This is a genomic window from Fimbriimonadaceae bacterium, assembly GCA_019638775.1.
GTDB lineage: Bacteria > Armatimonadota > Fimbriimonadia > Fimbriimonadales > Fimbriimonadaceae > JAHBTD01.
The window spans coordinates 970053-996433 of the sequence record JAHBTD010000002.1; the positions used below are offsets into that span (position 1 = coordinate 970053).

Below are 26381 nucleotides of genomic sequence, written 5' to 3' on the forward strand. Positions count from 1 at the left end.
CCTTTTTGCCGATCCTCCTGCAAGCGCCAACCCAGCCGCCAGACCCAACCCTGCAACTAGCAGAGATCCGGTCCAAAATGTTTTGCTCTTCGTTAGGTTCACTGGCGCATACACCTCATAGACGAATCCACGCGGGGAGCAAGGACATAGCCCCTCCTCCCGACGGTCGTCGCAACCTTTACCGTGTTACTTATTGCTTTGTTCGTCGCCATGCGACAGGCTCATCATAGCGCATCGCAAGCCGAAATTGAACAATCTCTTGTAGAAATCTCACTCTACACAATGCGTTTTCAAGAACTCTACAGGTCGATTTGAAGCAATTTCACGAGAATTTTCTCGTTACACAGTACGGATTCAACGAACTTGTGTAGGGTTGAGACGGTTGACAGTGCCCGATTCGGTTTAAAACATTCGGCATTTTTCCAAACAGACGCCAGAAACGATGAATCCGCGCACGTCCGGTTAATCTTAGCGTTACACTTAGAGGAAGAAAAACCTTACAAAGGAGTCCCTCATGGTCAAACAACCTTCCGAACGCATTAATGAACTCACTGCAAAGATCGAGTCGATGAAGAAAGAGCTCGCTCAGCTGAAGCGTGAAGAGCTCGGCGACATTGTCCCGGATTACGAACTGGATGCTCTTGACGGAAGCAAAGTCCGGCTCTCTGAACTTTTTGGCGATAAGAGAGACCTCATCATGGTCCACAACATGGGCAAGCGATGCACCTACTGCACGATGTGGGCAGATGGGTTTATCGGCCTTGCGCCGCATATTCTTGACCGGACGGCTTTCGTCCTGGTTTCTGCGGACGACCCAGAGACAGCAAGAGAGTTTTCGGCGTCGCGGGGCTGGAACTATCCGGTAGTGTCTGGCAAGGACTCGTCCTTTACGAGGGAGCTCGGCTTCTACAATGAGACCGACGGCTATTGGCCGGGCGCGTCAACGTTCTACAAGAACGACGACGGCACGATTACCCGTGTGTCCATGACTTATTTCGGCCCTGGGGACGACTTTAACCCTGGTTGGCACTTCTTTGACCTGCTCAAAGATGGCGACAACGACTGGCAGCCAAAGTACGTTTATCCCGAGCGAGCAGTGGCGCGGTAGCTTCTGCCGATAATCCAAAAAGGAACTTGACGGCCTTTATCCGTCTTAAGGAGTGTTATGAGAAATGTTCTGATTGCGAGCGCCCTTGCGGCGATTTTTGTAGCGGGATGCGGCGTTTCCGGCGAGGAAACTATCGTGCAAGGAAACACAACCGACGACAAGCCTACAACTGAGACGATGGCGAGCGCGAAGCCAGAAGTGAAGGGTTGGATCACCAGCTTCGACGAGGCCAAGAAGCTCTCTAAGGAGACAGGCAAGCCGATTCTTGCCGACTTTACGGGCAGCGATTGGTGCGGTTGGTGTATCCAGCTCAAGGATGAGGTCTTCGAGAAGGAAGAGTTCAAGAAGTGGGCTGCAGAAAATGTGATTCTTCTCGAAGTTGACTTCCCCACTCCGGATGGTGATGTCGATAAGGCAATGTCTGCCGAACTTAAGAAGCAGAATGCCGACCTTGCCGACAAGTACAAGATTGAGGGGTATCCGACGATCCTATTCATCGATGCAGAAGGCAACAAGATAGGCGAGTATGGATACGATCAAGGCGGTCCAGCAAAGTGGACGGCTGAGGCCGAAAAGAGAATGGGCGCAAAAAGCTAAACCGCGCTGCACCTGAAGCTTACAAAGCAAAGAGCCCCGATCCCTAACTGGGATCGGGGCTCTTTTTTTAGGGCGTCTCTTACTTTTCTTCTTTGAACTCGGCGTCGATCACGTCTTCGCCGCTCTTGTTTGCACCAACGCCAGCGGTTTCTGGCTCCTGATCTTCCTCACCTTCAGCCTCTCCACCCTCTGTGCCTGCGTCTCGGTAGAGTTTTTCGGCGAGTTGATGCGTCTCCGTTTGGAGCGCCTCGAACGCGGCTTCGATGGCGGCATCGTCATCCGAGTTGATCGCCGTGCGGAGCTCGGTGATCTTGTCCTCGATCTTCTGCCGATCAGCTTCTTCGACCTTATCGCCCGAGTCTCGAAGCGTCTTCTCGGTCGTGTAGATCATGTGATCTGCCTTGTTGCGCAATTCGGCGCGGTCGCGTGCCTGCTGGTCGGCTTCGGCATTTGCCTCCGCTTCGGTCACCATTCTGTCGATCTCATCACGGTTCAGGTTGCCCGAACCGGTGATGGTAATCGACTGACGTGTGCCGGTGCCTTTATCCTGAGCGCTGACGTTCAAGATTCCGTTCGCGTCGATGTCGAAAGTGACTTCAACCTGCGGAATACCAGCGGGAGCGGCGGGGATACCGGTGAGGTGGAACTTACCCAGCGACTTATTGTCGCGAGCAAGTGGACGCTCTCCCTGCAGGACGTGGATTTCAACCTCGGGCTGGTTGTCTACAGCGGTTGTATACGTCCGGCTCTTTCGCGTTGGAATTGTCGTATTGCGGTCGATCAGCTTGTCGAAGATGTTGCCCTTGGTTTCGACTCCCAGAGAGAGCGGGGTCACGTCCAAGAGAACGATGCCTTTGACTTCCCCACCGAGGACGCCTGCCTGGATTGCCGCGCCAACGGCAACCACTTCATCGGGGTTTACCGAGCGATTGGGCTCCTTCTTCGTGAGCTTCTTGACGAGGTCTTGCACCATAGGCATTCGGCTCGAACCACCTACGAGGATCACTTCTTGGATATTGCCAACTTTGATCTTCGCGTCGGCGATAGCCTGCTCAAACGGCTTTTGAATGCGTGTGAGAAGGTCGGCGCACATCTCTTCGAACTTTGCGCGACTGAGATTGACATCGAGGTGGCGGGGTTCATTGTCGATGGCGGTGATGTAGGGCAAGTTGATGTTTGCTGTCACCTGGGAGCTAAGTTCAATCTTGGCCTTTTCGGCGGCTTCGCGCAGTCGTTGCAGGGCGTTTCGATCCTTGGTGAGATCGACGCCTTGGTCCTTTTTGAATTCGGAAGCGAGCCAATCGACGATCTTCTGGTCGAAGTCGTCACCCCCGAGGTGGCTGTCGCCGGCTGTGGATTTGACCTCGAAGACGCCCTCGCCGACATCGAGGATCGACACGTCGAAGGTTCCGCCGCCAAGGTCGAAGACGAGAATCGTCTCGTTCTCTTTCTTGTCGAGGCCGTAGGCCAGCGATGCAGCCGTGGGCTCGTTGATAATGCGAAGCACGTTCAGGCCTGCGATCTCGCCCGCGTTCTTGGTCGCAGTTCGCTGAGCATCGTTGAAGTACGCCGGGACGGTGATAACGGCCTGGTCGACAGTCTCACCCAGATATGCCTCAGCGTCGGCCTTCAGCTTTTGCAGGATCATCGCGCTGATCTCTTCGGGCGTGAAGTCCTTATCCATTGCCGGAATGTGGGCGACGGAGTTGCCCTTCTTGTCGGCTTTCATCTGATATGGAACTCGTCCCGCTTCTTCTTTGACCTCGCTGAGCTTGTGGCCCATGAAGCGTTTGATGCTAAAAACGGTGTTCTCAGGGTTGGTGACAGCTTGCCGCTTAGCCGTTACGCCGACCATCCGCTCCCCGCTCGTCTTATTAAATGCGACGACGCTGGGTACGGTGCGCGCGCCTTCGGCGCTGCTGATTACGATCGGCTCTCCGCCTTCCATCACGGCCACGACCGAGTTTGTTGTTCCTAAGTCAATTCCTACTGTTTTGCCCATTTTCCTACCTTTGTTATTTGACCACGCGCAAGAAACTTGAGTCTTCTACGCTCATGTACTGTGTCTAACAGTTATTGTAGCCTAGAGGTTCCAGAAAAATCAGACAAACGGGGCTGTTGGACCAGAGGACGAGTGGAACGGCGATTCGGTAATTCAGGTGTCGATCAATGAGCTCAATAGGGCTTAGAGGACCTATACAGCGGAGATTGGTACAAAACGACACTCCCCACCAAACGCCCATTGCCTGATGTCGAGCATCCGTAAACAAACTCACATCAATATCCACACCCGTCAATTCCCCAGCTTTCCGACCTTCGACTTGGCGTTTGAGCTGGAGTTATGTAAAATAGGTTCGGGCGTGCCCATTTTGAAGGTGTTTTTCTGTTATGGCAGGCGTTTTCCTTGAACCTGAGATAGTCGAATCGTCGGTTGGAACCGGGCGGTGGATGGTTGTTATCTACAACAACGAATCCAACAGCATGGACGAGGTGATTGCGATCCTGATGAAGGCGACTGGTTGCAGCACCGACGAGGCCTATATTGAGATGTGGGAAGCCCACACTTATGGCAAAGCGCCCGTCCATTTTGCCATGCGGACGGAGTGTGAGATCGTTGCTTCCATGATCGCCACGATCGGGGTTAAAACCCAGGTCCGGCGGGAATGGGAAGAGTAGTTTGGATTTTGGATTTTCGATTGCCGATTTACGATTGCTGATCGCAAATCGAGGTTTGGTGTTTCTTGCCTTTTGTTAGGAATTCCTGCATGAAGATGAACCAAGCGCCTGAACCGTTTTGGAGGCCGCTTGAGTCAAGCCCTGTTCTCCCTGTTCGGCGACCTGAACCCGACTTGCAATGGATACATAACTTCCAACCGATTTCTCCCCCAGATTCGACTATCCCAAGCCCGAAATCCTCTTCCCCCGGCGTTATCGAACGCCCAGAGGTCGAAGAATCCGGACCAAGCACCGGTGGAGCGTGGATCGTCGTTGTCTACGACAACTCGGTCAACACCTACGAAGAGGTGATCCACATCCTGATGCTGGCGACGCATTGCACCTTCGATGAGGCAGCCATTGAGACGTGGGAGATTGATCACCTTGGAAAGTCGGTGGTCCACCACGGGAAAGAGGACGAATGCAACAACGTGGCGAGCGTGATCGCACGGATTGGGATCAAGGTTGAGGTCAAGGAAGAGTAAGACAATTTTCGATTTACGATTGACGAATTACGATTGACGAATTACGATTTACGATTGACGGATTGCGATTAGCGGAAGCCGAAGCCATAATCGCGCATGACCAAAGAGGAACTCCAAGCCCGGACGAAGACATTCGCCGTTCAAGTTTGCCTCCACATCGCTAACATCCAGCGGTCTATGCTCTCTGATGTCATGACTCGTCAGCTTATCCGTTGTGCCTGCTCTGATGGTGCGAACTACCGCGCGGCTTGTCGGCCCGTTCTACAGAAGATATGATCGCCAAGCTCAAATTGTTGAGGAGGAACTCGACGAGTCGATTTATTGGATGGAAATCGTTCAAGAGACTGGAATTGACCGTTCTGCAAGGCTCGAAGAACTTAAAGCAGAGGCCCATGAGCTCCTGGCTATCTTCGTGGCTTCTATCAAGACTTTGCGAGCCAAGAGCACGAAAGGCCGTGAGTCTGGATAGAATGGACTCACTGAATAAACGTGTTCATTTGCCATCCTGCTTTGTCTCTTGACCAATCATCAGTCGTGAATCGTAATTCGTAACTCGTCAATCGTAAATCGAAAATTTTAATTCCCCATGGACGACTTCTCCCTCGACCGTCAAGAGCTCAACGGCACACTCATGTCCCTTGAGTTTGGGTCGGGTGGACGCATCCAGCAGATTTGGGCGTCCGATCCTCACCAGCCCGACGAACACGAGGAGTTTCAGTTCGTGCTTGGGCCCTTGGCGATGGGCGAGGAGTTTAGCGAAGACTATCTGCCCGGGACGATCCTCATCGGCGCGAGAACAGACCCTGACGACCCTTGGATACTCAGTCGAGCGGGAGATGCCGAGCCGACCGACTACAGTGAGGAGGACCCTTCGCAGGTCTCTTACGAATACGAGTTTCCACTCCTGCCCGAGATTCGGGCCACGGGCCGCTACTACGAAGTGGCAACACCAATCCCCCAAATCATTTGGGAGCTTCGCATCGCCAATAGGGGCAAGATCAGCATCGAAATCGGTGAGTTGGCGTTCCCGTTTGCGCTGCATAACCTCAACGAAGGGCACGACGCTTTGAAGGGCGGCGAATCTATCCTGCATGATCGTGTTCATGTCCACGGTTTTGTGGGCGGCAATGCCAGCTATCTTCATGCCTTGCGCATGAACGGCGAGTCGCCCGGGCTGCTCGTCTTCCCCGCCGAGGACACACGCTGGGAGTTGATCACCCACGCCCCCGCATCCCTACACTCTCCCTACAAATGGGAAGGCATTCCCGTGGTGTACATCTACAGTCGAGCAACGGTGGAGCGTGAGGGTTGGGGCGGATGGTTCAATGAGCACACGGCGTTGATCCTAGAACCCGGGGATAGCCGCACGTTCCAGACTCGGTTTGTGGTCACCGGCAGTCAGGGTGCGGAGGGGCTGCATTCGGCCTTGGCGGCGTGTGGCAAGCCTGCCATTCGGGTTCTGCCCGGGGCTATCGCGCCTCGGGATGTCGGTATTGCTATCGAGATCAGCGGTACCACGCCCACCCAGTTCTTCCTGAACAAAGACGCCACTACCGAAACCGATGCCGACGAAAACGGTGGCTTCTGCTTTGTCAAACCGCACGAGGCGGGTTCTGTTCGGGTCTCTTTTGAAGATGCACAAGGACAATTGAGTCATGCCCACTTGCTGTTCGTCGAACCGATCGAGCTCCTCTTGAAGAAGAGAGCGCAGTGGATCGTCGAGAACCAGGTTCACGACGACCCAAAAAGCGTGTTGCACCACGCCATCCTGGCGACAAATATCCGCACCGCCGAGCGGATTATCGAAGTTGATACGTACGGCGACCCGTTCACCATTCTCAGCGGACTCGCCGACGCTGCTTTCCTTGCCGAAAAGAACGTCTCGTATCCGCTCCAAAACGAGATTGATGTCCTCGACGACACGATCCAAGACTTTATCAAGGACGACATTCAGAATCCCAGCGATGGGTCGGTGGGCAGCGCGTTTGCGGACTTCATGTCGGTGGCTGTGAACTACGGTGTGGCTCCCCTGTACCCGCTCGTTTTTTCCACCTACCTCTCGATGTACCGAATCGCCAAGACGACGAGTATGGCGCGGCACGAGCCCAAGGCGTACCTGATCGACGCGGCAATGACGGCAAAGGCGATGTTCCGCTGGTCGGACCCGGAGACGGGCGGGATCATGGGCTATTCGTTCCTCGAAGAGCTGCTGGAAGCGCTGCTCCTTGAGGGCTTTATCGCTGAGCACGCCGAAATCGTTCAGCAAGCCGACGAACGCGCCGAAGACGTGTATCAACGTGGGCTCTCGGGAATCATGCGCGGGGGGTGGGACAGCGCGGGCTTTGAGGAGATTTATTATGTCGCGCAGCGAAAACGCGATAAGAAGCTTCAAGAGCGGGCTCTTCGATGTGCATTCGCGGCTCGATCCTTGGCCCCGAGTTGGTGGTGGTATGCGGGCGACCCTCGGATTTGGGAGATTGCGGCTGGCAATGGCGGCTCTTCGGAGTCGGCGTCTTTGATGCTTGGCTATACGAGTCCGGCAAACTCCATGCTTTTCTTCCGCTCGTTGGGGAATGACTACGGGAATTTGCCTGAGGCTTATTTGAGGCTCGCGTTTGGCGGGATGCTTGCACCCTGGGCGTTGGTCCGGCCTGATGGCGGGGGAAGCATGGGCTTCTGCCCCGACCCAGCCACCAAAATGCGTGGGCCGAGCCCGATCACGGGCGACCTCGGCATTGCCTTGCTGCACTATTTGAAGGGGGCGGCAGCGTATGTGCTGCCCAGCCGCAACTATGGCGTTTTCACTTTTGGGTGCCATTTTGAGCCGGATGCGGGTGGTTATAAGGTTCATCCTTGGGATGGCCTCGGGCGACGGATCGTGATGCGGCAGATTGGCTGTGACTTTGAAATCTCGTTCGGGCAGATCAAGGAGTTGCAGCTCGATTCTCGCAAACGATGGGCGAAGCTCAAGATCGAGAACCCCGCTGATCGCAGCGTTCCAGTAAACTTAAAGGCAAGTGGGCTGTGGGGACGTCAGTTCTTGGTCACGATCGATGGAGGTCCGGGTAAGGTAGAGAACTCGGAGAATGGCGAACTGAGCATCGATTGGACTCTTCCGAAGGACGGCATCGAACAGCTCGAAATTAAGGTGATTGGTTAATGGAAATTCCTGCAATTTGGCTTTGGGTGTCGGGCGCGTTCTTTCTTTTGGGGGCGCTGAGCTATTTGGCGATGATCGTGCTGCTTGGGCGGCTCATCGGCATTGTTCGTGAGCTCAAGCCTAGGGTCGAGCGCATTTCTGAGCGTGTTGAAGCCATTAGCGCAAAGGTGGATTCGATTGCAGATACCGCCAAGGGATCTGTCGAGCGAGTTGGCAGCACGACTAAGGGTATCACCTCCAGCATCGACGGGCTTGTGTCGGGAACGACCGGCAAGATGCAACAGATCACTTCTGTCCTGGGCATTCTCATGACCGGGTACCAACTTTTTCAGCAGGTTCAGTCGATGAAGGCAAAGACCGCTAAGTCGGAAAAGAGTAAGCCGGCGCATGACGCCGAAGTGGATGATTAGAACTAGGGTTATCCGCGATTGCCGATTCCCTTTCACAACCTCCCCGCTTCCCGCTATAATTCAGAATCATGCAGCTTCGCTTCGATTGGGTTACCGACGGAGCCAGTGAAGAGTTCGCCGCTTTTGCCGAGCTCTATGAAGCGTCATTCCCCGACGATGAGCGTGAGCCGACTCATAAATTCGCGGAATGGATCAAGCCCGATGTTGGCGAAGGGCAACGTGACCCGAACTACCTGCTTGCCGCTTTTGATGGCGATGAGTTTCTGGGCTTTCTTTTCTATTCGTTTTACCGGCAGCCCTGCTTTGCGTTCTTTGTGTATATCGCGGTCAATCTCAATGCTCGGGGAAAAGGGGTAGCGTCGGCGTTGTTTCAGGAGGGCGAGCGGCACTGTCAGCAGCTTGCCAAACAGCTTGGTTCGGAGTTTTTGGCGGTAGTTGGGGAGGTTGAGCGGATCGAGGATGCGCTTGATGAAAGCGACCGAGAGCGTCGCGTCCTTCGACTCAAGCTCTTCGATAAGTTGGGGCTAAGCATTCTTAGCTCGGGATATACGCAGCCTGCACTTACCGACGACAGCGAACCTGTTCCCCTCAACCTTATGTGGAAGCCAGCTTCCCTAAAGGCGAACAGGCGCGAGATTGCCTTGGCATTTTATAGGCTTGTCTTTGAGCTTGACGAAGATCACGAATACGTGCAGCAGACCTTGAAGGAGCTACGAGCGTGAAACTGGTTCGTCTTGTGCTGCTGCTTATGGTGCTTGCCGCATTTGTGGTGGGTCTTGCGCAGAATCAACCAACATCAAACAAGAGCGAGCCTGCCCAGACCAAGGCGGAGAAAGCGACCTCTCAAAAAGAATCGGGGGAAGTTGCGGGGCACAAAGATACAAAAGAGAAAGAACCTCCCGAAGCGATGAGTTTCTCGCTCGCGGTGTGGGCCAATGCAGCGCAAATCCTTGCCACGATCGGCGTTTTGCTTGGCATCATCGCTTACTTTCGGCAGAGGAAAATTGAGAATGAGCAAGGCATCGTCACACGGTACCGGGAATGCACATCTCAGCTCCTTGGCTACTTTGAGGGGTGCCAGGATTTCAAGTACCGCGATCATGTTTTTGATATCGCGGGGATCATTCCGAAGTCGCTTTCCGACGAGGAGTACAAGCGCACGATAAAGTTCCAAATCTTGCTCACCCACCTTGAGGAGAGCCACCTGCTTTATGAGCACCCCGAAAACCACATGCAGTTGATGTCACGTCGGGTGTGGCTGCAAACCCTGTTCCTATGGCTTCGCAACGAGGAGTTTCAGGGCGTGTCGATCTTCAACAGGGGATATTTATCCGGCGCTTACTATCGATCTATCGACCTCTTTATTGCCATTCACCGCGCTTATGGCAATCGCGTTCTTCCTGAGATTGAGCCTGAGGATGCCGATCACGGAGGCTGGAGCTACACGGCCGACCCGAGGCTTGAACACTACATCGGGCAGTCCAAACATATCCACGGATTGGCGAGGCTAAGCGAGGAATATGCGTTGAAACTGGGGATCGCTCCGGTTTCAGTGCTCTTTCCGCCCTCTCGAACCACGCGAAATCTTTTGTTCTTCGACGATGGTTCGTACATCGTGCAAAAGGAGAATCCCGTTCAGTTTGCCATTTTGCAATCTCTGCTCCTTGAGAACGATTCTTACCTCGATGAGCTTCGGAACGGCGACTTGTGGAATAGGGTCGCCAAGCAGCTTGATCTCTACATCCGAACGGAGACTGGGAAGCCGATCACGACCGACCCGCTGTATCAGCTTGTGAGGTAGTACGAAATGGAGATTCGACTGAGGCCACTGACAGTATCGGACGCGGACCCGATGTCGGAGATGTCGGCGCGAGCTTTCGACTCGCAGAACGTTGCCAAGCTGGTCAAGGAGCATATCGAACTTTCACTCACCGAACCACGCCCGAGTTTTGGAAGCGATAAACCCGCCCTCGTCCGTGTGGAGTACTTCGCGATTGAGGATCCGGCAGATGGCATAGCTCTGGGCATGATCGGTCTGTATTCGATGGAATGGACCAACCGAGAGATTGCCTATTTGGGTTGGTTCTTTGTCGACCCGAATACGCACGGCAAAGGGATTGGACGGTCGGCAGTGGAAGCCATCAGCGCGATGGCGAGGGGGTTGGGCAAAACGAGCATTCGTGTCGAAGTGGACGCGGCGGACCCGGATGCTATCGGGTTCTATGAAAAGTGTGGGTTCGTTCGGGAGACGGTGGTGAAGAGCTATTTCTACGAGGACGTGGATATGCAGCTAATGAGGCTGATTCTCTAGGGGTTTCCAACCCAGGACCCATTGACTTCCCCTGGCTGAATCGGGAAAATCTCCCTTGCACCGCGGGATGGAGCAGTCTGGTAGCTCGTCGGGCTCATAACCCGGAGGTCGTAGGTTCAAATCCTACTCCCGCACCCAATTTTAAGAAGCCACGCTTTAGCGTGGCTTTTTTGTTTATTGGCTTTGCTCAGAATCGCTCTACGGGAGTTAGATAGCGCCAAGCTTCTGGAAGGCCATTCCGAGTCCAAACCCGCCCCGATTTAGGCAGCACCTCAACGAGCGTTTCGTCTGCTTGCCTTTCGAGCCTAAGGCGTCCGTACTCAAGATCATGCCGTAGTTTCCGGCGATGCAAGGCATTTCTGATCTCGGGAAAGGTCAACACCGCGATCAACAAGAATGTGAGGATCGCCAGTGATCTCTCCATCCAGTTGCGGGCGATTGAAGCCCAAGCTTCTTCGCGAATCAATATAATCGTTGCGAAAAAGATAAAGCCTTGCACCCACATGGCACCAGACCCTTGACTAAACTTACGCAGTTCAATCGATTCCTCGGTGCGCAAGCGCCGCTCGACGTGTGTTTCAGAGACGGTGTGCGACATAGCTGGGGAAGACGCTTGCACGACGAGTGCGAATGCGATGGGATTGCAGGGATTGCCGTTTATCGAAATCAGAGCATTGGTGCCCTTTGCAATTTCAACAACGCGGGACTGGTCGCCTTCCAAGTCGTTCGAGTCTCCGAACACCTCAACAAGGAGCGGTGTGGACCTATCCTTGAGGTTTATTTGCTGTACACCAATGTGGGTTGTTCTGGACATCATAAAAATGGCTATTGTGCAAACCATCAAAGTGATCCAGCCGTGAACCATTTCGAGATCACTGCCGGGCTGAAAGCGTGATATCAGAAAGAGATAGATTGCGCCTCCGATAAGGCAAGTTATGCCAATCGCCATTTTTCGCCCTTCACGCTTCGTGACTGCGATCAACCGAGCACGTTCCTCCTCCGTCATTGCACGTTCGCACTGATAAGGCAATCCCAAACACCAGCGCGTCATTTCGGGGCCACCATCTCACGAGTAAGAAACCGCCACATTGCTGGCTTACCGTTCACGGTCCAAGTTAATCTTGATGTGGGTAGCACTTCAACAGTGCCCACACCCTCCTTTTGGACGATGATTACGGTTCCGGAACTCTGGTCGGCAGCAACGTTCTTGCCCTCCGTAAATTTGATCCAACCGTAGACGAGACTGGCTAAGATAAGAAAAGAGTAGAACCAGATCTGGATAAGATCGATGATGCCATCGTAACTCAGAACGTTAACGACGATCGACAAGACGAAGATTGCAACGAATATCAGGACTACGGCGCTAATCGGCGCGAGCAGTTGTCGCTCGTAGAGTTCCAGTTCGGACTTCTCAAAAGTCGTCAATGGTCGTGATTCTTCGGTTGGCAGTTTGCCTCTCCAGAATCGACTATCGCTGAACTTCTGCGATGCGTAGGGGACGTTGCCCTCTGCGGACGCTGAGACGGCTGCTCGCTCAAGGGTCTGACAACGAACCCCATTCCAACTCAGGATGTACCCGCTTCTGGGTAGGCGCTGAATCACGGTTGGCTCGGGTTTGGGTTCGTCATCTTCCTCATCATCGTTGTCAACTTCGTCAGGGTTAACACCGACAGTATTATAGGGGTCGATTGCGTTTGGGACGCCCGAATACACTTCCACGACTCCTTCTAGCAGAGCCTGTCTCGGCAAAATCCAAGCAGCTCGCCTCTTGGCAAAGTCCATTGGGATGAGAATTGCAAAAACTGCGAAAGGAAGCCCTATCAGCCAATCTAAGCCTTGCCATTGAAAGTGAAACGCAAGGTAGGTTCCGGAGAAAACAAGGATAGGAGAAAGTAGCGCGAGTAGGTACCAGATGATTCGGACGCGCACTGAGGCGGCGGCTTCATGCTTAAGCGACTCTAGTTCTTCCACGCTTAAAGGCCGCACGCTTTCGAATAAGATGCCTTGACATCTGATAACCATCGGTTATCAAATATCATATCACGCAGCATTTACTCTTGAGCCAGAAACTGTGACTCGATTTCGTCCTGCGTCTTTGCTTGCGTATAGAGCTTGATCGGCGAGTTCGATGAGTTGCTCGGGCCTTTGCGTGGTTTCGTCAACCTTCGCCACGCCGAAACTTGCCGTGATCTGGCGGTATTCGCATGGATAGTTTTCGATGGCTCGCCGAATCTTCTCGGCAACGGCTACTGCGCCGGTCGTGTCGATTCCGGGGAGGATCACTGCGAACTCTTCGCCGCCATAGCGAGCCGCGTAGCCTTTATCACCCGTTCTTGTGTGGACGATCTCGGCAACAATCTTGAGCACCGCATCGCCAGCTTGGTGCCCAAAGGTGTCGTTGAACGACTTGAAGTGGTCGATGTCGAGAAGCACCATCGCGAGTTCGCCACCGCCTTTTGCAGCTACAAACTCATCGTCCAGCATCTCGCGAAGCGTCCGGTGGTTTAGCAACCCGGTAAGGCCGTCGATAGTAGCGAGTGATTCGAGGCGCTGGTTCGCTTCTTGTAAGTCGATGGCTTGCATTTCTAGCTTCAACAGCATGTCGTTCACGCTTGCCGCTTGCATACTCAGCTGAAGCTCAAGCTCTCTGCGCTGCGAGATGTCTCGTACGATACATGTAAAAAAGACCTCGTCATTGGCATAGCCACGGCTTAGCGATAGCTCCACTGGAACCTCTGTTCCGTCCGGGCGGAATGCGATGGTCTCTTCTAGCGTATCGCTGCCTTCTGAGACTGTACTTGGCTCGGCGAATTTGACGAGAAGGTCTTCGAAGGATATGTGGATCAGCGTTGAAACATGCTCGCCGACGACAGCATCCTGCGGCTGCTTAAAGAGCGTCTCGGCGGCCTGATTGCAGGATAGGACAAGCCCCTCACCGTCCAGCGTGAGAATGGAGTCGCCAGCAGCCTGAATCACACACCGAAGTCTCTCTTCTGCGAGTCGTATGCGCTCTTCACCAAGTTTTCGTTGGGTTATGTCGAAGCTGGCGCAGAGCGCACCAATGATCTCACCGTTCGCACCGTGTAGCGGAAAGGCGTTGCTGAAAATCCACTTCTCCTCACCAGAGGGGGTGACAAAGTGTCGCTCGGAACCGTTGCAAGCCGTGCCTTGGAAAGCGCTCTGAATCTCGCACTGCTGGGTCTGGCCCTCCTTTGGCTTGAAGCATGGGAGAGCATCGCAGAGCTTTCTAAGAAACACAGCATGCCCAGGCAAGCCGAAGTACTCTTCGGCGGCGCCGTTCCATTCGTGAATCAAGCCTTCGCAGTTCACGGTAAAGCACGCAACCGGCAGACCTTGAAAGAGCTCTTGAAACCTTCTCCCGGCGTGTTCGGCAATGCGCAGGTTTGCAACGGCCTTTTCAGCCTCGTCGATCGCGCGACTTTCGCTCTCGATCAACTTTGCTGTTTGCTCTTCTTGAGCTTCTTGAAGAAGAGTTATCTCCGTGTTTTGGTCGCTCAGATGCTCGGATTTGGCTTCAAGCTCATCGAAGGCCTCCTGCATCTCTCGGGCCATCGGTCTGAAGATGAACCGCCCGATAGCAAAAAGAGTCGCAAGGATGATTGCTGAGGCTATCCATATGATCTCTTGGAGTCTACGGTCGGGGAAACTGTTGCCTATACGCTCCAGACTCGCTAACGATTCCATTTGCTCGCGATAGACGGATTCGGCTTGGAGCAGCGTGCTCAACTCCTTGTCCACCGCGGCATTGCCGCCATTTTCCAGCGCGTTCAGAATATTCTCGGATGCGGTGACGATGCTGCCAAATGCAGCTTCCGACTGGCCAAGTTGATCGGCTCCCTCAGGCGACATGGAGAAGAGCGCTGACTTAGAATCGCGATTGAGGAGTTGATTTCGGTCCGATCTCCATTCGTCGAGGCTTTTCGACAACTCCTCCAAAGACTTGCGTTGGAGTTGCTCTGCATCGGCGTAGTGCTGCGTGAAGTAGGGATTGGCGCTATCGACGCTGAGAATCGCCGACTTGGCAATCTGCTGCACCAGGGCAGACTGACGCCTCACGAGGCTCAGTTTGTCTTCGGCGGCTTGCTCGGAGCCAAGTGCCGAGTGGATAGCAATATTTGTCAGCAGAATGGCCGTAACGATAATCGCCTGAACGAGCGCTAGTTTCGGCAAGAGTCTGCGGACGGGTGACGTCTTCAAATTCAAAAAGTCTTCCTCGATGCCCAATCTCAATCGAGTTATCTAAGATTCATTATCGGGTTCTGGCTTAAATGCTTGCCCGTTAGCTTCCCAAAGTTCATGCGCTTTTCTTGATAGTTTCTTTGGGGTTAGCCTCAATTCAAGCCATTCGGTGGACTTCAAACCCTGATAAGACAAAGAACGAAAGAGGACAAAAAAGAGCTGCTTTCTGATAAAGCAGCTCTTTGATTGATGGTCTGAGGCGAAGCTATTTTGCGCTTGCCTTTTCCTTCGGCTTGTCTTCATCGTCGCCGAACGAGAAATGGAAGGTTCCGCCGCCGCTGTTACCCTTTGAATCGCCGAAGTCGTGACCTTGCATGAGCTTGCTAAAGTCGACCTCTTCGTATTTGGCATCCTTCGGGAATGTTGGCTTGAGATTGAAGCGTCCGTTGTACTCCAAGGTGATCTCGTTGATGACCTTGGCTCCGTTCGAGAGTTCCTCCGAGATGATTCGGAACGGCTTGTTGGTTGCCTCATCGACGGTGATGGAGCCCTGCAGACCGTTCTTTGGATTTCGCATGAAGACGTCGAAGACCTGTCGCCCGTTCTCTGTTCTTGAAGGTCCGATCTTGATGTTCTCCTTGCCGTAGTCCTTCTCCATCTCTGCGATCACATCTTTGAGGCTGATCGCTCCGAGTCCCTCGACAACTCCAGTCTTCACGGCCTCTTTGATCGTGGACTCGATGCCCATCATCTTCAGGTGTGTGACGGTGTTCTCTTTGGGATCGTAGACCTGCATCGACTTACCGTCCATATAGACGATCTCACCCTGCTCGGCTTCGATGAGGATGCCTTCGTCGGACACGGTGATGACGGCTTCGGTCTTGCGCTGTCCTCCCTCAGTGGTGACCACAGACATCTTGAAGGATGTGATCTGCTCGATGGCTTCACGAACGGCAAGCCACGTTTTTCCCATCGCGGGTTTGGGACTCATAAAGTAAGCGCCAAGTGCGACAGTGGCGATACCAGCCGTCATGACGGCAACCCAGGCTGGGCGGCGTACAGGACGGGGTTTCGACTTGGCAGCGACCGCTCTGTCGATCAGTTTTGATTTGAACTCATTAGGCGTTTGCATTGAAATTGGAAGTTCCTCCATTAAGCGTTGGATCCGTTCCTCTTCGTTTCGATCGTTCGGTATCATGCGTCCCTCCTATCTAGCCAGGGGAGTTCCAGCAAGCCTTTCTCCCTTAACGATTGGCGCGCGCGCTGCAATAAGCTGTTCGCCGCACCGACGGATTTTCGTATCACGCGAGCCACCTCTTCTGTCCCAAGCCCGTTCACGTACTTCAGAATCAACACTTCCCGATAGATTTCGGGCAGGTCGTCCATCAGGGCGTAAACTTGCTGCTTGTTTGCATCGACTTCGGGTGCGGCTTGATCCGCAGCCATATCGAGCGGCAATTCAGGTTTGCGATACGACCGCCGTATGACGTCGATCACCTTTCTTCTTGCCACAACCAGCAGCCAGAGCCTTGGCGAATCGGCTTTGCGCAAACGATCCAGGTCTTTAAAGGCGGCCCCGAAGACCTCCATGACAACGTCTTCAACATCCTCTCGCCGACGCAACTTGGACGCGACATATCGCCAGACATCGTCGGCAAAATATCGGACAAGATCATCGGGCGGCATAGTCGAGTATTGCTCTCGGGTATGCCTTTCCACGGTCGGTGTAGGACTGAGTTCGATAACCGAAGGTTCGGCGCTCATCTCTTCTTCTCCCTGCATCGCATGTTGAAAAAGTCGAGAAGTCCTATCAAAATCTATCGGGGCCTAGTGGATTGGAGATGGCGGATTGTAGATTGTAGATTGGAGATTGGAGATTGGAGATTGGAGATTGGAGATTGCTGATCGCTTCGATACCTATCCAACGCATGCGTTCTTAGCTTAGAGCCGTTGTGCGTCGCACCTACCAAGTACACTCTGGGCATGATCCGATCCACCACCGTTATCGGTGTGCGCCGTGACGGAAAAACCGCCATCGCTGCCGACGGCCAAGTCACTCTGGGCGAAGCGACCGTCTTGAAGCACACCGCCAAAAAGGTGCGTAGACTGGGCAACGGCAAGGTAGTGTGCGGGTTCGCCGGGTCGGTCGCCGATGCGCAGTCCCTGCAGGAGAAGTTCGAAGCCAAGCTGGAGCAGTACGCCGGGAACCTGAAACGAGCGGCTGTAGAGTTTGCGAAAGACTGGCGCACCGACAAGATTCTCCGCCAGCTGAACGCGCTGATGATTGTGGCCGACCAGGAGACGATGCTTCTGGTGAGCGGTGACGGAAACGTAATCGAACCGGACGACGGGGTTGCCGGGATCGGTTCGGGCGGGCCGTTTGCGCTTGCAGCGGGCCGAGCGCTGATTGAGAACACAAAGCTGTCGGCAAGGGAGATCGCTGAGAAGTCCCTACTCATCGCAGCGGAGATTTGCGTGTTTACGAATGATAAGCTGGTGGTGGAAGAGGTCTAGGGGATTTTGGATTTGCGATTCTGGATTTTGGATTGGAACCGAAATCCAAGAGGAGCATTGTGAGGAAGCACAGCCAAGAGGAAGTCTAGGGGATTTTGGATTTTAGATTTTGGATTTTGGATTGGAACCGAAATCCAGAGTAAGAGCATTCTGTAGGAACACGACCAGATTGTGCGAGTCTTTCCCGGGCAGGGGATCCACTTACGATTTTGGATTGGGCCAAAATTCAAAAGTAAAGCTCAGACAATGAAAGCTACAGATATGCTCTAAACAGGCCCGTAGCATAGAAGCAGTTCCCACAAATCCAAAATCCAAAATCTAAAATCCAAAATCCAAAATGAAAAAGATCGAAGCTTTTGTACGAGTCAACAAGCTCGAAGCCGTGAAAGATGCCCTTGAGAAGGCGGGGATTTTTGGCATCACTGTCGAGCAGGTGCGCGGGTATGGACGGCAGATGGGTCGGACCGATAAGTATCGCGGAAGCACCTACGCGGTGAACCTGCTGCCCAAGGCGAAGATCGTCGTTGTTGTGAAGGCAGAAGATTTGGATTTGGCGATTGAGGCCATCATCGAAGCCACTCAGACCGGCGAAATCGGCGATGGAAAGATTTTTGTTTCTGATGTGATGGACGCGATCCGCATCCGCACCGGGGAACGCGGCGACGCCGCACTGAGCTAGGCTTTGCCTCTGTAGCACCAGGTTCAAAACCAACTCACCCTCCCTGTTCACGCTGCGCTTTGAAGTTCCCTCCCTCGAAGGGAGGGACTGTGAGCGGAGCGAACCGAGGGCGGGTGAGACGGTTTCGCGCAAATGTCCCGCTGGAAACTATGTAGCCTGCTCGACCTGCCGCATCAGGCCGCATAATTGGGTACAGAGAACGGCCTCCAGACAGGGTCTGGCGGCAAATCCAAAGAGATGCCCTGGAAGAACTTCAAAATCTGGCGCGGAAAACTTCCCCACTGGCGGGCCGACGATGTGCGCTATTACGTCACCTTCCGGCACAGCCGCCCGCTCGACGACCTTGAGCGCACCGTTCTGCTGCGCCAGCTTCTGCGCCCCGAAGGCCGCAAGCTGGAGAGCCTCATCGTCTGCGTCCTGCCCGAAGCCACCGAGATGATCTTCAACGTTCTGGCGGACACGAAAGGACAGACCTATGAGCTTTCCAAGGTGATCGAAGACGCGAAGACCCGCGCTGGAAAGCAGATCATCAAGAAGACGGGTGAGCGCTTCCCGCCCTTCTATTCCGAGAGCTTCGACCGCATCATTCGGGATGATGTAGAGCTTGAGGAGAAGTGGCAGGCGATCTTCGATTCGCCGGTGAATAGCGAGCTTGCCGAAGATCCTGATGAGTATGAGGGGCTTTGGGTCAGCGGGGCTCCATAGGCACAGGCGTTGAAACGACATTTTTGTTCCGTTTCCACCTGATCCATGAAGCCAGGAAAGCTCCAAGCATCACCAACCATAATATGCTGATCGCATTCAACAAGTTTGCCGAGCTCTGATACAGCACAACATCGTGTTTGCCTTCAGGTAGTTTGATCGCCACCCAATTCTCATAGCCGTTGTCCTGTTTATTCCGAGGACGCGTCATTTCGAATTTGTCGCTTGTCCAAGCACCATGAGGAAACCGGGTCACAAGCAAGCCTGGACCCTGAGCAGTAATCCTTACCTGGTTTGGCGTAAGCCACTCGATAGTCGCCGGACCTTGCGGCGTATAAGCCAGACCCGGGCCATCCAGCCGGTACTTGGCATAGCCATTGGCGGTCTCAAACGGTTCGCCCATCTGCTTGAGTGGGATGCGTGACCATACTTCAGTCACACCCATTTCCGATAGCTTCTGCGGGTCGAAGTTCGGCTTGACGAACATGATGTTGCCGTTTGCCAGCGGGGCCGAGTCCTGCCCGTTCATGTCGTTCATCCGGGCGACGACGTCCTTGTCCATCAGCGAGTCGTATCCAGCGGCGTCCTGCACGCGCATGATCGTGGCGAGATTGGGGGGCATGAGCGCGGGGGCGGCTTGGAGGAGGTCCCACGGCTCGTTGACGAAGGCGTATCGCTTGCCGGGGTCGAACTGGACCTCACCTTGGTGGATCGGCTCTCCGGTGCGGACGACGAAGCCCCACCCTAGAAGTCCGGCCAAGGCCACAGCCCCGATCACGGCGTAGCCCGCTCGATCTTTTAGTTTAGGACTGAAGTAGATCAGCCCGATGGTCAAAGCGATTCCAAGCAATGCCATTGGGAGTTGCGATTGCATCGAGGTACGCACGTAGGTTGCGAAGGCATTCGCATCGATTCCTTCTGGGGCTGAACCTCCCTGTATGCTTGACAATATGCCGATTGCAAAGGCTGCCAGCCCCGCAATGGCAGCTATCATTCTCGGCTTCTTCGCCTCGCCTACAAGCTCTTCCCAGCTGAATGCGGCAAGACAAGCCAAAGCCAAGACGATCAAGACCCCAGCGCGTCCTGGCGAGCCGCTCCCACTCCAGCCGGGCACGAGGAAATACAGCAGGCGGTTCAGGGGCGTACCGAAGGCCAGAAGCACGCCAAGCAGTCCGATGGCAGCAAATCCAAACTGGCGTTTCCGCCAAAGCGCCATCGCTCCGACGATGGCAAGGCCCCAAATCCACGGCCCCTGCCCCATCGCAGCTTCGGCGTAGTTCGCACCGCGAAATGCCATCCCGGGCCAATACTGGCTAAGGCCCCCTTCTTTATCGGCAAATTCGGTGGGCAGTCCGTTGACGTTGGGCACGAGCTGCTGCCCGATCATGGCGGGCTTCAGGGCTCCTCCCAGATAGGCTTGGTAGCCCTCTTCGGTAGGAACGTTTTTGCGGTGAGAACTTTGACTATTTCGAAGCACTTGCAAGGTCTGCGAATACGCAAAACCAACGCCAATCAGAAGACCAAAGATTGCGATGATGACGGGGAAAAATCGCTTCCATCCTGGTCCTGCATCTTCGCTTACTTGAGAATGACGGCCAAAGGCCGAAGCCAATGTAAAAGCGATCACGCCCATCGCCGTATAGGCGGCAAACTGGAGGTGTCCCGCCCAGATGACGCTTCCGAAGATCATCCCGAGCACCAGGATCACGAGCGATTGTCGCCACTCTTCACCTTTCGGATACTTCTTACCCAGGGCATCCTTAGCCCATACGACTGCCCAAAGCGCCCAGGGCATCCAGGAGACCGTCGTCGGCACGCTGGGCAAGGCTGTCCAAGCCAGCATAAACGGCGACAGCCCAAACGCCACACCTCCTATCGCTGCCCCAATCTGGGAAGCCCCCAGCCGACGGGTGAGCACATACACGCCAAGACCCGCCCAGAACAGATGAAACCACGCCAGCAACCCCATCGCCAAGGGTGTCGGCACACGCAAAACGCCCATTAAAATATGCGGCGGATACAGCGCCCCCGATTGCGAATTCCCCATCAGTGGTGCGCCGCCGAGCTGGTAGGGGTTCCAAACCGGAACCTCGCCGTGCCGCCATGATTCAAAAACGAGGTCGCGCCAGGCGTAGAATTGGAGCGCGCCGTCGGCCTGGAGCACGTCCCAGGGAGTTTCCGGCTTGGGGCCGTTGAACGGGGCAAAGTGGCGGATATGATCCCACGGACCGATGGCCTCTCCGGCAAAAACCGCCTTCCAGACAGGGATGACGGTGACGATCAGCAGGAGAAGGATAGGCCAGTTCTTCTTGAGGCGGTCCACGGTGTTTTGAAGTATGAAGGATTGACCGTTAAGGATTGTAAGGAGAAAGGGTGCTGAGGCGAAGAAGTGATCCGTGATCAGAAATCAGCGATCGGCAATCGGCGATCTGCTATCGGTGTCGGGGCTTAGGCAGCAACGATCGCAATGCAGGAAACATTAGAGGGCCTGCGCATCGCGTGTGGCAAACAACGATAGCGATACGGATCGCTAAAAATAGGCAAGCTGCTTGGGCGCTTCTTCGTTGTTGGGATCGATCTGCAACACACGCTCAAGGTGCGTCTTTGCTTCATCGAACATGCCAAGCATCAGCTCGGTTTTGGCGAGATCAAGGATGGCCTTAGAGTGGTCTGGATGGTCGCGCACCACTCCTTGCAGAGTGGCAAGTGAGCCGTCGAAATCACCTTCAAAACCCTGGATCAGACCAAACTGCCAACGGGCATCCGCATGCCTCGGGTCCACGTCCAGCACCTTCATCAGCTCAACCTTTGCCGCAGTGTAATCCCCATTGCACCGGAGGTCAAAGCCGCGCTGATAAATTGCGTTGATATCCATAGTGGCTGTCGTCAAGGTAACTCAGTATAACACAGGCCTTTTGTAAGGAAAACCCGCAATTTACACTTTCTTTCCTTTCAAAAAGAGTTTCACGGATACAAGGTTCAATGAACCTTGTATCCGTGATTAAACCCGAATATTGCGAAGGTAAGTTCCTGACTTTTAGTTTCCTGCAGATTCGATGACGCTTAGGTTGCTGTTTGTGTAGGCGGAACCTATGCGAACGTTGCGTCCTGTCCACTCTACTCGGGTCGATTGAAGGAGGGGCGCTTCGAAGCTGCCGGACTCTCTATCGAGTCCAAAAGAGGTCGCGATCCGTGCGTTCAGGTCAGGCACTACTCCGAAGTAGATCGGGGCATCACCGCTCGGCATGGCACCCTTGGCGTATGCGGGATCGACGGGGATCCAGCCTGCGTTTGGCAGATAAAACTCGGTCCAAACGTGCCACTGATTTTGGCCCTCGGTGAATCCAGCAACGGTTCGAGCGGGGATGCCGACGGTTCGAAGAAGGGCAACATAAGCTGCGCTGAGGCCACCGCAGTCGCCTTTCTTGCTTCGCAAAGTCTGCGAAGCGTCGGGGGCTTGGCCAGCACGACCATCGTAGCGCATGCCCTTGAGCAGAGCCCGATAAAGCGTTTCGGCGGTCTCGGCTGGAGTCATCATGCTTCGGTAGTTACGCGGCAGATTTCGGCCAACAAAGGAGACGACATTGCGGTCGTTGAGGGGGATGTAGGTTTCAGAGCTGATCCACTCGGGCATCGTGCGAGCTTCTGCATCTACCGAACCCCAACCGATTTGGTTGAGCATGTTCAGGTTCACTCGAACGGAGTGCGCTCGTGTGATCATCACTTGCTGCGTATTGATCGGTTCCAGGGTGGGCTGGGAGATCATGTCCAGCAAGAACGGCTGTCCGTTCTGATCCGAAACTTGGGCCGCGTTCGGGGTCACTTGCCGCACAACTTCCTGGAAGCTCTCCGTGATCGGGACTGGGTAGGCGATGGTCAGCGTTTGCGGAGTGGACGACCGGCGGTCGAAGTCCAAATGAAAATGCATTTGACCGCTGAGAAGTTGGCTACCGTAAGCTTCGCGGGCGGACTGGGGCGACTGGGGCGTCATCGTGAAGCCGAAGACGTTGTTCTTCTCGTTCTTCTCACTGACTCTTCGTGCGGAGTCGAGGGTGACGGTCACCGGTACGCTGCGATCCATGAGCGTGTCGATGGGACCCCATGTGATCTGATAATCGCCAGGAGCGCCGATTCCAAAAGTGAGATCGGGGGTAGTGAGATCGGCGTAAGAAGTTTGAATTCGAATTCTGTAGGCTCGGTTTACATAGCCTGTGACGCGGTACTTGACCGAAACGAAAAACGGCTTTCCGACCTCTGGCTGCATCGCATAGCCTTGTGCATTGCTTGAGAATGCCGTGATCGGTTGTAGGTCGGTCTGGGAGAAGGCCATCGTGGCCCCTGCCAGCATTGCACTGAAGATTGCCGCCCTTCGAGTGCCGGTAGTCATGGAGAAGAGTTGGGGCAAGAAGCGTGCCACCAATGCCTGAACCAGATAGCTCGTATATATCGAATAGGTCCTATTTGCAGGGCAGCACAGCCTATCACTTCGACGGCAATCCGTCTTTTCCCAGCTATAATTGAACTTACAAGAGGAAAAATATGAGCACCGACAGTTTCCCAATACGCAAAGTTGACCACGTTCGACACTATGTCAACAACGCGCGACAATCCGCATTCTTCTATCAGAACAGCTTTGGCTTCGGAATCACCGGCTATTACGGCCTCGAAACCGGTATTCAGGACGAAGCTGGCTATTTGCTGGAGCAGAACGACCTCCGGTTAGTTTTCAGTGCGCCGCTTCGCCCGGGCCACCCAATGGCTGACAAGATTGCGTATCACGGCGACTTCGTTCAGGACATCGCATTCGATGTCGAGGACGTGGACTGGTCGTACAAAACGGCAACCGCACGAGGCGCCGTATCGGCCCGTGAGCCGTTCACCCTTGAAGATGATTTTGGCAAGGTCCGCATCGCGTCGATCTGCATCTACGGTGACACGATCCACAGCTTTATCAACCGGGACAATTATAAGGGACACTTCTTACCCGGCTATCGCCAGGAGAATTTGCCCGGAGACCCCATCGGCCTCGTGGAAATCGACCACTGTGTTGGCAACGTCGAGCTTGGCAAGATGAACTACTGGGTGAAGTGGTACGAGGACGTTCTTGGATTCAAGAATCTCATCTCATTCGACGACAAAGACATCTCGACCGACTTCACGGCTCTGATGTCCAAGGTGATGTCGAATGGAAACGGTCGTGTCAAGTTCCCCATCAATGAGCCAGCAGAAGGCAAAAAGAAAAGCCAGATCGACGAATATCTCGAGTTTTTCGGGGGCGCGGGAGTTCAGCACGTCGCCATGCGAACGGACGACATTATCTACACGGTCTCTCGACTGCGCGCCCGCGGAATCCAGTTCCTGTCCGTTCCGAAGACGTACTACGATATGCTTCCGGACCGTGTTGGAAGCATCGACGAGGATATCGCCGTTTTGGCCGATTTAGGAATTTTGGTAGACCGAGACGACGAGGGTTACCTGCTCCAAATCTTCACGAAGCCGATTACGGATCGACCGACTTTGTTCTACGAAATCATCCACCGCAAGGGTGCGAAGTCGTTTGGCAAGGGCAATTTTAAGGCGCTGTTCGAATCGATTGAGAGAGAGCAAGCGCTTCGCGGAACACTGTAGACATTTGTTTACAATTCATGTAGAATGAGGGAGCGTCCGATGGGCGCCCCTTATCTTTTTCTGGAGGACATAAAAATGAGTCAAGTAATGGAAGGAATTGACGCTCGCGGCTATCTGGCTGGTTGGGCACAAGCGTTGAAGCAGATGTATTCGGCAGACGTCAAGGCGATCCCCGCCGACAAGCTGAACGTCTCGCCGGGCGGCGTTGCCCGCTCTTCGAACGATCTTACGGCGGATACCGTGCTGTTAATGAATTGGGTGACGGAAGCTCTTAAGGGCAACGAAACGAAGCTCGAAGAGGGTGATTATGCGGCCCTTGGCGCAAAGCTTACGACCGCTGATGCACAGATCGAAGCACTGTCTTCAAGCATTGACGCTTTCTGCGGCGCGCTTAGCGAGGCAAGCGACGAGAGGCTGAACTCCACGATCATGGCGCCTTGGGGCATGGAGACTCCGGTTTATATGCTCGCGCAGATCGCGGTCAGCCACATTTGGTATCACGACGGTCAGTTGAACTATATCCAGGCTTTGAACGGCGACGGCGCTGTTCACTGGATGGATAGTTAGGGATCGGCTATCGGCTATCGGCTATCGGCTATCGGCTATCGGCTATCGGTCTTGACGGCCGATAGCCGTTTGTTTTTGGCTGTGCAAAACTTCCAACTTCGAGCACCTCAAGTTCGTATTACAATTGTGAGGGGTTTGAAATGGGGCGACGCATCAATTACTGGGTTTATATATGGATGCCGGACCGGCGACACTTTGTCATCGACGTCTCGGACGGTCTGTATCATGACGCCTACAACCGCCACCTCCAGGCCGCGTTGGATAGGAAGACAAGGATTGGCCTTGTCTACAACCAGGTTTTCCGTTCACGCAACAAAGCACGTGCTGAAGCAAAGCGTCTGATGGCATTGAGTTCGGAAGAGCTTCTTGACATCATCAAAACTTCGAACCCACTTCTCATTGATCAAACGCCATCATTGGTCGCTGCTCAGGCCGAACAAGACGCAATGGTGCGGTATGGAAGATGGACCCGTGACGATGATGCGGATGCAGGTGGTGGAGTTGGGGCACGGCTCCCACAAGGTCCGCGCGGGCCAAGAGCTCGTGCCTTTGAGGAGCCCTGGCCACCAGTGAATGAATCTGTCGTCACCGAAGTTCACTACGAGGACTCTCGCCTTGCTGGCGTCTAAGTCAGATTGTCCTGTCTCAATCTTTCGAAGATCTAGTCAGAATTGTCGGGCGCCCATCCAATAACTACCCACACAGAAGGAACCCAAATCAACCTTTTGCGTTTAAGCTTTGTGACGACTTGCTCACGTTCCAACATCGCTTGGCGTAAGCAAACTTGGAGGGGAATTATGAGCCAAACAGCCACAAAAATCGACCCGAAAACGCACCTTGCCGGATGGACCCGGCAGCTCACTGGCATGTACGCCAACGACCTCAAAGCCATCGACGAAGCGAACTACGCGAACTGCCCAGGCGGATGCGCCCGGACCGTTCAGGATGTGACCGCCGAAGTCATCGGCTTCAATTACATGATCGCAGCGATGCTCAAGGGGGAGTCACCCTCGATGCCGAGCGAAGAGGAGCGAGCCGCATTTACTGCAAAGTTTGCGACAACGGAAGCTTGCATTGGCGGCATCAAGGATAGCGGAGAAGCGCTTGCCAGCGCACTCGAAAGCGCCTCTGACGAGACTCTCGCAAGCGATGCGACGGCACCCTGGGGCGACAAGATGCCCTTGTATTCCTTGGCGAATATCGCTGCAAATCACATTCTGTATCACGACGGACAGCTGAACTACATCCAGTCGCTCCACGGCGACGGGAAAATGCACTGGTTTGAATAAGCCACAGGGAGATCAG

26 protein-coding genes and 1 tRNA gene are annotated in these 26381 nt (G+C 54.3%); 18 read left to right on the plus strand and 9 right to left on the minus strand.

Annotated elements, in window-relative coordinates:
* Positions 1-514: 514 nt before the first annotated feature.
* The gene (locus KF784_10700; protein ID MBX3119525.1) at positions 515-1108 is read left to right on the plus strand and encodes a DUF899 family protein; all 594 of its coding nucleotides are present in this window, start codon (positions 515-517) and stop codon (positions 1106-1108) included.
* A gap of 57 nt (positions 1109-1165) precedes the next feature.
* Positions 1166-1705, plus strand: coding sequence for a thioredoxin family protein (locus KF784_10705; GenBank protein ID MBX3119526.1), 540 nt, complete (start codon positions 1166-1168; stop codon positions 1703-1705).
* Positions 1706-1784: 79 nt separating this feature from the next.
* On the opposite strand, the gene dnaK is transcribed toward KF784_10705, so the two are convergent.
* Positions 1785-3707, minus strand: coding sequence for a molecular chaperone DnaK (dnaK, locus tag KF784_10710; GenBank protein ID MBX3119527.1), 1923 nt, complete (start codon positions 3705-3707; stop codon positions 1785-1787).
* A gap of 386 nt (positions 3708-4093) precedes the next feature.
* Between dnaK and KF784_10715 the strand changes: the two genes are divergently transcribed.
* The 9 genes from KF784_10715 to KF784_10755 all read left to right on the plus strand — a co-directional run bounded on the left by KF784_10715 (position 4094) and on the right by KF784_10755 (position 10924).
* Positions 4094-4381, plus strand: a complete 288-nt coding sequence (locus KF784_10715) for an ATP-dependent Clp protease adaptor ClpS (GenBank protein ID MBX3119528.1) — start codon at positions 4094-4096, stop codon at positions 4379-4381.
* Positions 4382-4470: 89 nt separating this feature from the next.
* On the plus strand, positions 4471-4905 hold the full coding sequence (locus tag KF784_10720) for an ATP-dependent Clp protease adaptor ClpS (protein ID MBX3119529.1): 435 nt from the start codon (positions 4471-4473) through the stop codon (positions 4903-4905).
* Positions 4906-5131: 226 nt separating this feature from the next.
* Positions 5132-5374 carry a four helix bundle protein gene (locus tag KF784_10725; protein MBX3119530.1) on the plus strand — a complete coding sequence of 81 codons (243 nt, stop codon included), beginning with the start codon at positions 5132-5134 and terminating at the stop codon, positions 5372-5374.
* A 117-nt stretch (positions 5375-5491) separates the two neighbouring features.
* Positions 5492-8065 carry a hypothetical protein gene (locus KF784_10730; protein ID MBX3119531.1) on the plus strand — a complete coding sequence of 858 codons (2574 nt, stop codon included), beginning with the start codon at positions 5492-5494 and terminating at the stop codon, positions 8063-8065.
* Entirely contained in the window at positions 8065-8475 is a 411-nt protein-coding gene (locus KF784_10735) for a hypothetical protein (GenBank protein ID MBX3119532.1), read from the plus strand. The genes KF784_10730 and KF784_10735 overlap by 1 nt, the downstream gene beginning before the upstream one ends.
* Positions 8476-8543: 68 nt before the next feature.
* Positions 8544-9197 carry a GNAT family N-acetyltransferase gene (locus KF784_10740; protein ID MBX3119533.1) on the plus strand — a complete coding sequence of 218 codons (654 nt, stop codon included), beginning with the start codon at positions 8544-8546 and terminating at the stop codon, positions 9195-9197.
* Positions 9194-10276, plus strand: coding sequence for a hypothetical protein (locus KF784_10745; protein ID MBX3119534.1), 1083 nt, complete (start codon positions 9194-9196; stop codon positions 10274-10276). Before KF784_10740 ends, KF784_10745 begins: the two co-directional genes overlap by 4 nt.
* Positions 10277-10282: 6 nt before the next feature.
* A complete protein-coding gene (locus tag KF784_10750; protein MBX3119535.1) occupies positions 10283-10786 on the plus strand; it encodes a GNAT family N-acetyltransferase in 504 nt (167 codons plus the stop codon).
* Between the two features lie 61 nt (positions 10787-10847).
* Positions 10848-10924: transfer RNA gene (locus KF784_10755), tRNA-Met, on the plus strand.
* 49 nt (positions 10925-10973) lie between these two features.
* Here the strand turns inward: KF784_10755 and KF784_10760 are convergent.
* The 5 genes from KF784_10760 to KF784_10780 form a co-directional block, all read right to left on the minus strand.
* On the minus strand, positions 10974-11837 hold the full coding sequence (locus tag KF784_10760; protein ID MBX3119536.1) for a hypothetical protein: 864 nt from the start codon (positions 11835-11837) through the stop codon (positions 10974-10976).
* Complete coding sequence (locus KF784_10765; GenBank protein ID MBX3119537.1) at positions 11834-12757, minus strand: hypothetical protein; 924 nt, start codon at positions 12755-12757, stop codon at positions 11834-11836. The genes KF784_10760 and KF784_10765 overlap by 4 nt, the downstream gene beginning before the upstream one ends.
* Before the next feature lie 69 nt (positions 12758-12826).
* Positions 12827-15010 (minus strand): diguanylate cyclase, encoded by a 2184-nt coding sequence (locus KF784_10770; protein MBX3119538.1) that lies wholly within the window; start codon positions 15008-15010, stop codon positions 12827-12829.
* A 241-nt stretch (positions 15011-15251) separates the two neighbouring features.
* A complete protein-coding gene (locus KF784_10775) occupies positions 15252-16184 on the minus strand; it encodes a hypothetical protein (GenBank protein ID MBX3119539.1) in 933 nt (310 codons plus the stop codon).
* Positions 16181-16750, minus strand: a complete 570-nt coding sequence (locus tag KF784_10780; GenBank protein ID MBX3119540.1) for a sigma-70 family RNA polymerase sigma factor — start codon at positions 16748-16750, stop codon at positions 16181-16183. Before KF784_10780 ends, KF784_10775 begins: the two co-directional genes overlap by 4 nt.
* Positions 16751-16969: 219 nt before the next feature.
* Between KF784_10780 and hslV the strand changes: the two genes are divergently transcribed.
* The 3 genes from hslV to KF784_10795 all read left to right on the plus strand — a co-directional run bounded on the left by hslV (position 16970) and on the right by KF784_10795 (position 18884).
* A complete protein-coding gene (gene hslV, locus KF784_10785) occupies positions 16970-17500 on the plus strand; it encodes an ATP-dependent protease subunit HslV (protein MBX3119541.1) in 531 nt (176 codons plus the stop codon).
* Between the two features lie 337 nt (positions 17501-17837).
* Positions 17838-18179 (plus strand): P-II family nitrogen regulator, encoded by a 342-nt coding sequence (locus KF784_10790; protein ID MBX3119542.1) that lies wholly within the window; start codon positions 17838-17840, stop codon positions 18177-18179.
* A gap of 186 nt (positions 18180-18365) precedes the next feature.
* Positions 18366-18884, plus strand: a complete 519-nt coding sequence (locus KF784_10795; GenBank protein ID MBX3119543.1) for a hypothetical protein — start codon at positions 18366-18368, stop codon at positions 18882-18884.
* Here the strand turns inward: KF784_10795 and KF784_10800 are convergent.
* The 3 genes from KF784_10800 to KF784_10810 form a co-directional block, all read right to left on the minus strand.
* A complete protein-coding gene (locus KF784_10800) occupies positions 18868-21204 on the minus strand; it encodes a hypothetical protein (protein ID MBX3119544.1) in 2337 nt (778 codons plus the stop codon). The genes KF784_10795 and KF784_10800 overlap by 17 nt on opposite strands.
* Before the next feature lie 207 nt (positions 21205-21411).
* Positions 21412-21771 carry a tetratricopeptide repeat protein gene (locus tag KF784_10805; protein MBX3119545.1) on the minus strand — a complete coding sequence of 120 codons (360 nt, stop codon included), beginning with the start codon at positions 21769-21771 and terminating at the stop codon, positions 21412-21414.
* A gap of 147 nt (positions 21772-21918) precedes the next feature.
* Positions 21919-23268: a transglutaminase domain-containing protein gene (locus KF784_10810; protein ID MBX3119546.1), complete on the minus strand. Its 1350-nt coding sequence runs from the start codon at positions 23266-23268 to the stop codon at positions 21919-21921.
* Between the two features lie 152 nt (positions 23269-23420).
* Here KF784_10810 and hppD point away from each other — a divergent pair, with 152 nt between their 5' ends.
* The 4 genes from hppD (at position 23421) to KF784_10830 (ending at position 26365) form a co-directional block, all read left to right on the plus strand.
* Positions 23421-24509, plus strand: a complete 1089-nt coding sequence (gene hppD / locus KF784_10815) for a 4-hydroxyphenylpyruvate dioxygenase (GenBank protein ID MBX3119547.1) — start codon at positions 23421-23423, stop codon at positions 24507-24509.
* 75 nt (positions 24510-24584) lie between these two features.
* Positions 24585-25076, plus strand: a complete 492-nt coding sequence (locus KF784_10820; protein MBX3119548.1) for a hypothetical protein — start codon at positions 24585-24587, stop codon at positions 25074-25076.
* A gap of 140 nt (positions 25077-25216) precedes the next feature.
* Positions 25217-25705, plus strand: a complete 489-nt coding sequence (locus tag KF784_10825) for a hypothetical protein (protein ID MBX3119549.1) — start codon at positions 25217-25219, stop codon at positions 25703-25705.
* Between the two features lie 168 nt (positions 25706-25873).
* Positions 25874-26365, plus strand: coding sequence for a hypothetical protein (locus tag KF784_10830; protein ID MBX3119550.1), 492 nt, complete (start codon positions 25874-25876; stop codon positions 26363-26365).
* The last annotated feature ends 16 nt before the right edge of the window (positions 26366-26381 follow it).

Bases quoted from the DNA above. Each gene is read 5' to 3' on its own strand.
- KF784_10750 (MBX3119535.1), top strand. From the start codon at position 10,283: ATGGAGATTCGACTGAGGCCACTGACAGTATCGGACGCGGACCCGATG.
- KF784_10780 (MBX3119540.1), bottom strand. From the start codon at position 16,750: ATGAGCGCCGAACCTTCGGTTATCGAACTCAGTCCTACACCGACCGTG.
- KF784_10715 (MBX3119528.1), top strand. From the start codon at position 4,094: ATGGCAGGCGTTTTCCTTGAACCTGAGATAGTCGAATCGTCGGTTGGA.
- KF784_10790 (MBX3119542.1), top strand. From the start codon at position 17,838: ATGAAAAAGATCGAAGCTTTTGTACGAGTCAACAAGCTCGAAGCCGTG.
- hppD (MBX3119547.1), top strand. From the start codon at position 23,421: ATGAGCACCGACAGTTTCCCAATACGCAAAGTTGACCACGTTCGACAC.
- KF784_10740 (MBX3119533.1), top strand. From the start codon at position 8,544: ATGCAGCTTCGCTTCGATTGGGTTACCGACGGAGCCAGTGAAGAGTTC.
- KF784_10825 (MBX3119549.1), top strand. From the start codon at position 25,217: ATGGGGCGACGCATCAATTACTGGGTTTATATATGGATGCCGGACCGG.
- hslV (MBX3119541.1), top strand. From the start codon at position 16,970: ATGATCCGATCCACCACCGTTATCGGTGTGCGCCGTGACGGAAAAACC.
- KF784_10830 (MBX3119550.1), top strand. From the start codon at position 25,874: ATGAGCCAAACAGCCACAAAAATCGACCCGAAAACGCACCTTGCCGGA.
- KF784_10775 (MBX3119539.1), bottom strand. From the start codon at position 16,184: ATGATACCGAACGATCGAAACGAAGAGGAACGGATCCAACGCTTAATG.
- KF784_10725 (MBX3119530.1), top strand. From the start codon at position 5,132: ATGGTGCGAACTACCGCGCGGCTTGTCGGCCCGTTCTACAGAAGATAT.
- dnaK (MBX3119527.1), bottom strand. From the start codon at position 3,707: ATGGGCAAAACAGTAGGAATTGACTTAGGAACAACAAACTCGGTCGTG.
- KF784_10730 (MBX3119531.1), top strand. From the start codon at position 5,492: ATGGACGACTTCTCCCTCGACCGTCAAGAGCTCAACGGCACACTCATG.
- KF784_10820 (MBX3119548.1), top strand. From the start codon at position 24,585: ATGAGTCAAGTAATGGAAGGAATTGACGCTCGCGGCTATCTGGCTGGT.
- KF784_10720 (MBX3119529.1), top strand. From the start codon at position 4,471: ATGAAGATGAACCAAGCGCCTGAACCGTTTTGGAGGCCGCTTGAGTCA.
- KF784_10735 (MBX3119532.1), top strand. From the start codon at position 8,065: ATGGAAATTCCTGCAATTTGGCTTTGGGTGTCGGGCGCGTTCTTTCTT.
- KF784_10810 (MBX3119546.1), bottom strand. From the start codon at position 23,268: ATGACTACCGGCACTCGAAGGGCGGCAATCTTCAGTGCAATGCTGGCA.
- KF784_10760 (MBX3119536.1), bottom strand. From the start codon at position 11,837: ATGACGCGCTGGTGTTTGGGATTGCCTTATCAGTGCGAACGTGCAATG.
- KF784_10700 (MBX3119525.1), top strand. From the start codon at position 515: ATGGTCAAACAACCTTCCGAACGCATTAATGAACTCACTGCAAAGATC.
- KF784_10705 (MBX3119526.1), top strand. From the start codon at position 1,166: ATGAGAAATGTTCTGATTGCGAGCGCCCTTGCGGCGATTTTTGTAGCG.